We start from the raw sequence: 7716 nt of genomic DNA, 5'->3' as shown, positions 1-7716 counted from the left end.
GATCGGGGTGGTTCCTGGCGGTGCGGGGTGGAGGTGCCGGTACCGGTGTTGTACCGGTGCCTTCACCCCGCACCGCCAGGGGCCGCATCCGGCGCGGCTATCGCGAACAGCGGCTTTCGAAACACGACCTAGAGGACCGGGAGCAGGAACTGGCCGGTGTAGCTGCCCTCGGTCTTGGCGATGTCCTCGGGGGTGCCCTCGGCGACGACCATGCCGCCGCCGGAGCCGCCCTCCGGTCCCATGTCGACGACCCAGTCCGCGGTCTTGATGACGTCAAGGTTGTGCTCGATGACGATCACCGAGTTGCCCTTGTCCACCAGGCCGTTGATGACGCCGAGGAGCTTGCGGATGTCCTCGAAGTGCAGGCCCGTGGTCGGCTCGTCGAGGATGTAGATGGTGCGGCCGGTGGAGCGCTTCTGCAGCTCGCTGGCCAGCTTCACCCGCTGCGCCTCGCCGCCGGACAGGGTCGGGGCGGGCTGCCCGAGCCGCACGTAGCCCAGGCCGACGTCCACCAGGGTCTGCAGGTGGCGGTGGATGGACTTGATCGGCTCGAAGAAGCCCGCCGCCTCCTCGATCGGCATGTCCAGGATCTCGGCGATGGACTTGCCCTTGTAGTGCACCTCGAGCGTCTCCCGGTTGTACCGGGCGCCCTTGCACACCTCGCAGGGGACGTAGACGTCCGGCAGGAAGTTCATCTCGATCTTGATTGTGCCGTCGCCCGCGCACGCCTCGCAGCGGCCGCCCTTGACGTTGAAGGAGAAGCGGCCCGGCTGGTAGCCGCGCACCTTGGCCTCGGTGGTGGCGGCGAACAGCTTGCGCATGTGGTCGAACACGCCGGTGTAGGTGGCCGCGTTGGAGCGCGGGGTCCGCCCGATCGGCGACTGGTCGACCTGCACGAGCTTGTCCAGGTGGTGCAGGCCGTTGATCCGGGTGTGCCGCCCGGGGACCTGCCGCGCGCCGTTGAGCTTGTTCGCCAGCACCGTGGCCATGATGTCGTTGACCAGGGTCGACTTGCCCGAGCCGGACACGCCGGTGACCGCGACCAGGCAGCCGAGCGGGAACGTCACGTCGAGGTCGCGCAGGTTGTGCTCGCGGGCGCCGACGACGGTGAGCTGGCGCTTGCGGTCGACCGGGCGGCGGATCTCCGGCACCGGGATGGAGCTGCGCCCGGCCAGGTACGCGCCGGTGAGCGACTTCTTGTTCTTGAGCAGGTCTTTGAAGGTGCCGCTGTGCACCACGTTGCCGCCGTGCTCGCCCGCGCCCGGGCCGATGTCGACGATCCAGTCCGAGGTGCGGATGGTGTCCTCGTCGTGCTCGACGATGATCAGCGTGTTGCCCAGGTCGCGCAGCCGGGTCAGCGTCTCGATGAGCCGGTGGTTGTCGCGCTGGTGCAGGCCGATCGAGGGCTCGTCGAGCACGTAGAGCACGCCGACGAGGCCGGAGCCGATCTGGGTGGCCAGCCGAATGCGCTGCGCCTCGCCGCCGGACAGGGTCCCCGACGCGCGGCTCAGCGACAGGTAGTCCAGGCCGACGTCGAGCAGGAACCGCAGCCGGGCCTGGATCTCCTTGAGCACCGCGCCCGCGATCATCGTCTCGCGCTTGCCCAGGGTCAGCGCGTCGAGGAACGCCGAGCACTCCCCGATCGACATCGCCGAGACCTCGGCGATGGAGCGCTCGCCCTGCGGGTGGGCGAGGGTGACGGCGAGGATCTCGGGCTTGAGGCGGGTGCCCTGGCACGCCGGGCAGGGCACCTCCCGCATGTAGCCCTCGTACTTCTCCCGCTGCGAGTCGGACTCGGTCTGCTCCTGGCGGCGCTCCAGGAACGGGATGACGCCCTCGTAGGCGGCGTAGTACGAGCGCTGGCGGCCGTAGCGGTTCTTGTAGCGGATGTGGACCTGCTCGTCGACGCCGTGCAGCACCGCCTTCTGCACCTTCGCGGGCAGCCGCCGCCACGGGGTGTCGATCCGGAAGCCCATCGCCTCCGACAGCGAGGTCAGCAGGCGCAGGAAGTACTCCGCGGTCTGCCCGCCCGCCCACGGCGCGATCGCGCCGTCGGCCAGCGACAGCTCGTCGTCGGGCACGACCAGCTCCGGGTCGACCTCCATCCGCACGCCCAGGCCCGCGCACACCGCGCACGCGCCGTAGGGCGAGTTGAACGAGAAGGACCGGGGCTCGAGGTCCTCGACGCCCAGCGCGTGGCCGTTGGGGCACGCCAGGTTCTCGGAGAAGCCGCGGCGGCGGCCCGGGTCGCCCTCGTCGAGGTCGACGAAGTCCAGCTCGACGAGGCCGTCGGCCAGCCGCAGCGCGGTCTCCACCGAGTCGGTGAGCCGCTGCTTGCTGGAGGCCTTGACCGAGAGCCGGTCGATGATGACCGCGATCTCGTGCTTCTCCTGCTTCTTGAGCTTCGGCGGGTCCGACAGCGCGTGCACGACGCCGTCGACCAGGGCGCGCGAGTACCCCTGGGTCTGCAGGGTGGAGAACAGGTCGACGTACTCGCCCTTGCGGCCGCGGATGACCGGGGCGAGGACCTGGAAGCGCAGGCCCTCGTCCATGTCGAGGACCTGGTCGACGATCTGCTGCGGGGTCTGCTTGCTGATCGCCTCGCCGCAGGCGGGGCAGTGCGGCTTGCCCGCGCGGGCGTAGAGCAGGCGCAGGTAGTCGTAGACCTCGGTGATGGTGCCGACGGTCGAACGCGGGTTGCGGCTGGTGGACTTCTGATCGATCGACACCGCCGGGGACAGGCCCTCGATGAAGTCGACGTCGGGCTTGTCCATCTGGCCGAGGAACTGCCGCGCGTAGGCCGACAGCGACTCCACGTAGCGGCGCTGGCCCTCCGCGAAGATCGTGTCGAAGGCGAGGCTGGACTTGCCGGAGCCGGACAGGCCGGTGAAGACGATGAGGCTGTCGCGGGGCAGGTCGATGTCCACGCCGCGCAAGTTGTGCTCGCGGGCGCCGCGAACGACGAGGCGGTCGGCCACTGAGGTCCCTTCGGTCGAGAAACTGCTGGTCAGACTGCCCGTCCCACGGTTGCGGCCATCCCGGTCGATGGCGTGCGGGGGTGCGGGTGGCACCCACTGCGGCGGCAGGCGGTCACTCTAGGGCGGGGCACCGACAATTCTGCGCCTACGCTGGTGGAGACGGGCGACGACGGGGCCGCCCGCGGATGACTCGGTCGGGGGGTCGGACACGGTGGAGCACACTTCGCGGACGTCGGTGGGCTCGGCGATGAGCCGGACCGGGCCGCCGAAACAGCGTACGCCCGCCCAGGTCCGCGGCGCAGACCGAGCCCGGTCGGCGCACCTGCTGCTGCGCCGGGCCTGGGAGCGGCTGCACGCGGAGGTCGCGGCGCTCGACGAGGACGCCTACGCCGCCCCCACCCTGCTGCCCGGGTGGACGCGGGCGCACCTGATCACCCACCTGGCGCGCGGCGCGGACGCCTTGGTGAACCTGCTCACCTGGGCGCGCACCGGTATCGAGCACCAGCCCTACGCCAGCCGCGCGGACCGCGCGGCCGACATCGAGGCGGGCGCGCACCGGCTGCCGCAGGTGGTCCGCGAGGACCTCCACGCCGCGTGCGGCCGCTTCCACGCCGCGGTGGCCCAGGTCGCCGACGACGAGTGGGCGGGCGTGCTCACCACGGACCGCGACCTCCCGGCCGCCGAGGTCGTGGAGCTGGCGCTGGTCGAGGCGTGGCTGCACCTGGTCGACCTGGGCACCGGGGTCGGCTGGGACGACATCCCCGGGCCCGCGCTGGAGCGTGTCCTCGGCCACGCCGCCCGCCCGCACCTGGCGGCCGGGCCCGGTCGGGTCGTGCCGGTCGTGGCGGAGCTGCCGGACGGCTCTCAGCGCGGCTGGGAGTTGACCATCGTCAACGAGACCGGGAGGTCCGGCGAGGTGCGCGGGTCGGCCGCGCGGGTGCTCGCCTGGCTCTCGCGCGGCGAGACCTCGGGCTTGGCGGGCGAGCCGCCCCGGCTGCCCGCCTGGGGCTGATCCGACCGGATGTGGACGGGGAGCCGGACCGGGATCGCGGCCACCCCCGGCTCGGTGTGCGACGACGGCCGCTCGGGCGCCTGCGCGGGAACGGTCGGCAGGTCGCGCACGGCGCGCCCCACCGCGGCGGCGGTCTGCTTGAGGCGCTGCCACCGCTCGGGCCCCCGCGTGGTCAGCCACGTGTGCGCGGGCTGCTCGACCAGCCTGGTCATCGCCCAGCCCAGCACGACGGCCAGCGCCACGCAGGCGAGCAGCCTGCCCCAGGGGCCGACCCCGGCGTCGACGAGCAGGCGGGCGAGCACGTAGCCCAGTTCCTGGTGCGCGAGGTAGACGCCGAAGGAGATGCCGCCCAGCCAGCGGATCGGGCGGGCCAGCGCGCGCAGCACCGGGATGTCCCAGTCCGGGCCGCCCGCCGCCGCCACGACACCGACCAGCACGACGCCGAAGGCGATGGTCGACGGGGTGTCGGCGAACTGGGAGTGCGCGTCCTGGGCGACCAGCGCGGTGAGCAGGTAGGCGCTGAGGTGGCCGGTCGAGAGCCGGTCCCGGGTCCAGAGCCAGATCGCCACGCCGACCCCGAACAGCGCCACGCGGTGCAGGGCGAGACCGTCGAACGCCGACACCACCCACTGCTGGGCGTCGTCGCCGCGCCACAGGACGCGGATGACCGCGGGGAGCAGGACCAGACCCCACAGCATCACCGGCAACCGCACGCCGCGGCCCCAGCCGCGCGGCCACAGGACCGCGGCGGCGGTGAAGGCCATGACCTGCATCGGCAGCGTCCAGTAGGAGCCGTCGATCCAGTGGAACTCGGGCGACCACGCCTGCACCATCAGCAGGTTCGCCGCCAGGTCGACCGGGGTGGGCACGTACCAGCCGAACAGCGGGGTGACCTGGCGCGTGATCGTGTAGACGACCACGACGGCGACGAGGTAGGCGGGCAGCAGCCGGGCCAGCCGCTTGAACAGCCACGACAGCGTGTCGCCGCGCCGCACCGTCACGCAGACGAAGTAGGCGGAGACCACCAGCAGCGTGCTCGCCCCGAACTGCAGCGGGTTCTCGAACGGGTACGGGCCGAGCTCGGGGTGGTTGATGGGCGCCTGGTGCGTGATGTGCTGGATGACGATCGCGAGCACGGCGACCACCCGGATCACGTCCCAGCTCAACTTGCGCGGGGACCTTTTCTGGGACGCTCTCTCAGAAGTAGACACGAGCTCGCAAGTGGTCGACGACGGGGGGTTGTGACTCGGTCACACGTTGATAACACGATACGTTCCCCGGGTACGTGGCGCTGAAACGGGTACGCCTCATCTCTCTGCGCTAGCGTCGCACAGCGTGGACTTCGTCGAGGAATACACCGGTCATGTCGAGCCCGGCGGCCCCGCCGCCCTGCGCACCCTGGGGACGCTGAGCGTCGCCAAGCTGTCAGTGGGGCCGATGAACAACAACGCCTACCTGCTGACCTGCCTGGCCACCCGGGAGGCGCTGCTCGTGGACGCCGCCAACGACCCCGAGCGGCTCTCGGACCTGATCGGGTCCGGACCCGACCGGCCGTCGCTGCGCACCATCGTCACCACCCACCAGCACCCCGACCACTGGCAGGCGCTGGGCGCGGTGGCGGGGGCCTTCGGCGTGGACACCATCGCCCACCCCGACGACGCGGGCCCGCTGCCGGTGCCGCCGGACCGCACCGTCGTGCACGGCGACAAGATCCAGGTGGGCGAGGTCGAACTGGAGGTCATCCACCTGCGCGGCCACACCCCCGGCTCCATCGCGCTGCTCCACCGCGACCCCGGGGGCACACCGCACCTGTGGACCGGCGACTCCCTGTTCCCCGGCGGTGTGGGCAAGACCACCCTCCCCGAGGACTTCGAGGCCCTGATCAACGACGTCGAGCACCGCGTCTTCGACACCCTCCCGGACAGCACCTGGTTCTACCCCGGCCACGGCGACGACAGCACCCTCGGCGCGGAACGGCCCAAGCTCCACACCTGGCGCGAGCGCGGCTGGTGAACCCCGCGATCGCCGTCACCACCCCGACCGGCCGCGTCGGCGGCCGGGTGGTGCGGCTCCTGGCCCAAGCGGGCGTCCGCCCCAGGGTCCTGGTCCGCGACCCCGCCCGCCTCGACCCGGGCCTGCCCGTCGACATCCGCCAGGGCACCCTGGACGACGCTGCCTACCTCCGCGAGGCCACCGCGGGTGTGCGGAGCCTCTTCGTGGTCGATCCCACCTCGCACGCGCACCCGGACCCCGTCAGCGAATCCGCCGCGTACGGCGACCGCGTGGCGCGGGCGGTCCGCGAGAACGGCATCCGCCGGGTGGTCTTCCTCAGCAGCGTCGGCGCCGAACTGCGCCACGGCGCGGGCCACATCGACGGGTTGGCCCGGATCGAGGAGAGCCTCGACGCCACGGGGGCGGACGTGGCGCACCTGCGGGCGGGCTACTTCTTCACCAACCTGCTGATGGACCCGGACTCCCTCGCCGCGGGCTCCCTGCCGACCACCTTCGACCCCGGCGCCCCGATGCCCTGGGTCGACCCCCGGGACATCGGGGACGTGGCGGCGGCGCGGCTGTTGTCGCCTGCGTGGGGCGGCCGTGTGGTGCAAGGCGTGCACGGGCCCGAGGACCTGAGCTTCGACCGCGTGGCCGAGATCCTGACCGACGTCCTCGGGCACGGGGTCCGGGCGGTCGCGGTCGCCGACGACGACATGCGCTCGGCCCTGAGCGGGGCGGGATTGTCGCCCGCGGCCGTTGAGGGGATCGTCGGCATGGCGGCGGGCACTCGCGGCCACCCGCCCGATCCGACGCGCGGCCCGCTGACCACGACACCGACGACGCTGGCGAGCTGGGCGGCGGAGCACGTGCGCTGATCCCCGGGGATCAGCGGGGGGCCGCGGCGGGGAAGCCGCGTTGGCGCGCGGCCTCGTAGAGGGTGAGGGTGGCGGCGTTGGCGGCGTTGAGGGAGCTGGCGGCGCCGCCGATGGGGATGTGGAGGGTCGTGTGGCACAGGGTGTGCCAGGTGGTGCTCATGCCCTTGGTCTCGTTGCCGATGACCAGGAGGGTGGGGCCCGTCAGGTCGACCTCGGTGATCCGGGACGGGCCGTGTTCGTCGGTGCCGACGATGGTGAGGGGGGTGCCCTGGGACCTGACCGCCTCGACCCACTCGCCGACGTCGCGGGGGGAGCCGACGCGGACGGTGGGGACGGCGAAGAGCGAGCCGGTGGTGGCGCGGACCGACTTGGGGTCGTAGGGGTCGGCGGCGTGGCCGGTGACGATTAGGGCCGCGGCGCCGAGCGCGTCGCACGAGCGGGTGATCGCGCCGATGTTCCCGGGGCTGGTGGGGCGGTCGAAGGCGACGACCAGCATGTCGGGGGTGATCGGCACGCGGTCGAGGGAGTCCGGGGGGACGGCGCCGACGGCGATGAGCTCGACGCCGTCGTCGGTGCGTTCGGACAGCTCGGCCATCAGGTCGGCGGCAACGGAGTAGACGGGGGCGTCGACCGTCTCCAGGACGCCCTGCGCCCAGCCCGACAGCTTGGGCCCCGCTGTGCGCAGGACGGCGGTCAGCGGCCAACCGCACTCGATCGCCAGGGTGATGGGGCGGACGCCGTGGATGAGGAACTCGCCCGCGCGTTGCCGTTTGGTGCGGTTGCCGAGGAGCGCCTGCCACTGCTGGAACTGCGCGTTGCGCACCGATACCCGCTTGACCACGAGCGACGACTATAG

Annotated in this window: 5 protein-coding genes and 1 pseudogene; 3 read left to right on the top strand and 3 right to left on the bottom strand. The window is 72.2% G+C overall.

What is annotated here, in order from left to right; all coding sequences use genetic code 11:
• Positions 1-128 precede the first annotated feature (128 nt).
• The gene (gene uvrA / locus GCL84_RS16240) at positions 129-2978 is read right to left on the bottom strand and encodes an excinuclease ABC subunit UvrA (RefSeq protein ID WP_156756302.1); all 2850 of its coding nucleotides are present in this window, start codon (positions 2976-2978) and stop codon (positions 129-131) included.
• Between the two features lie 247 nt (positions 2979-3225).
• On the opposite strand from uvrA, the pseudogene GCL84_RS30060 reads away from it, so the two are divergent.
• Positions 3226-3873, top strand: a pseudogene (locus GCL84_RS30060) (maleylpyruvate isomerase N-terminal domain-containing protein); the annotation flags it as partial.
• Here the strand turns inward: GCL84_RS30060 and GCL84_RS16230 are convergent.
• Entirely contained in the window at positions 3843-5156 is a 1314-nt protein-coding gene (locus tag GCL84_RS16230) for an acyltransferase family protein (protein ID WP_235926307.1), read from the bottom strand. The pseudogene GCL84_RS30060 and the gene GCL84_RS16230 sit on opposite strands and share 31 nt — an antisense overlap.
• Positions 5157-5325: 169 nt before the next feature.
• On the opposite strand from GCL84_RS16230, the gene GCL84_RS16225 reads away from it, so the two are divergent.
• A complete protein-coding gene (locus GCL84_RS16225; RefSeq protein WP_156756299.1) occupies positions 5326-6003 on the top strand; it encodes an MBL fold metallo-hydrolase in 678 nt (225 codons plus the stop codon).
• Positions 6000-6860 carry an NmrA family NAD(P)-binding protein gene (locus GCL84_RS16220; protein WP_156756298.1) on the top strand — a complete coding sequence of 287 codons (861 nt, stop codon included), beginning with the start codon at positions 6000-6002 and terminating at the stop codon, positions 6858-6860. Before GCL84_RS16225 ends, GCL84_RS16220 begins: the two co-directional genes overlap by 4 nt.
• Before the next feature lie 10 nt (positions 6861-6870).
• On the opposite strand, the gene GCL84_RS16215 is transcribed toward GCL84_RS16220, so the two are convergent.
• Positions 6871-7701 carry a TrmH family RNA methyltransferase gene (locus GCL84_RS16215; protein WP_156756297.1) on the bottom strand — a complete coding sequence of 277 codons (831 nt, stop codon included), beginning with the start codon at positions 7699-7701 and terminating at the stop codon, positions 6871-6873.
• Between the last annotated feature and the right edge of the window lie 15 nt (positions 7702-7716).

The sequence above is a fragment of the Actinokineospora pegani genome (assembly GCF_009745975.1).
GTDB lineage: Bacteria > Actinomycetota > Actinomycetes > Mycobacteriales > Pseudonocardiaceae > Actinokineospora > Actinokineospora pegani.
The sequence above is the reverse complement of the archived record's forward strand: the minus strand, read 5'-3'. Positions and strand labels throughout refer to the sequence as shown.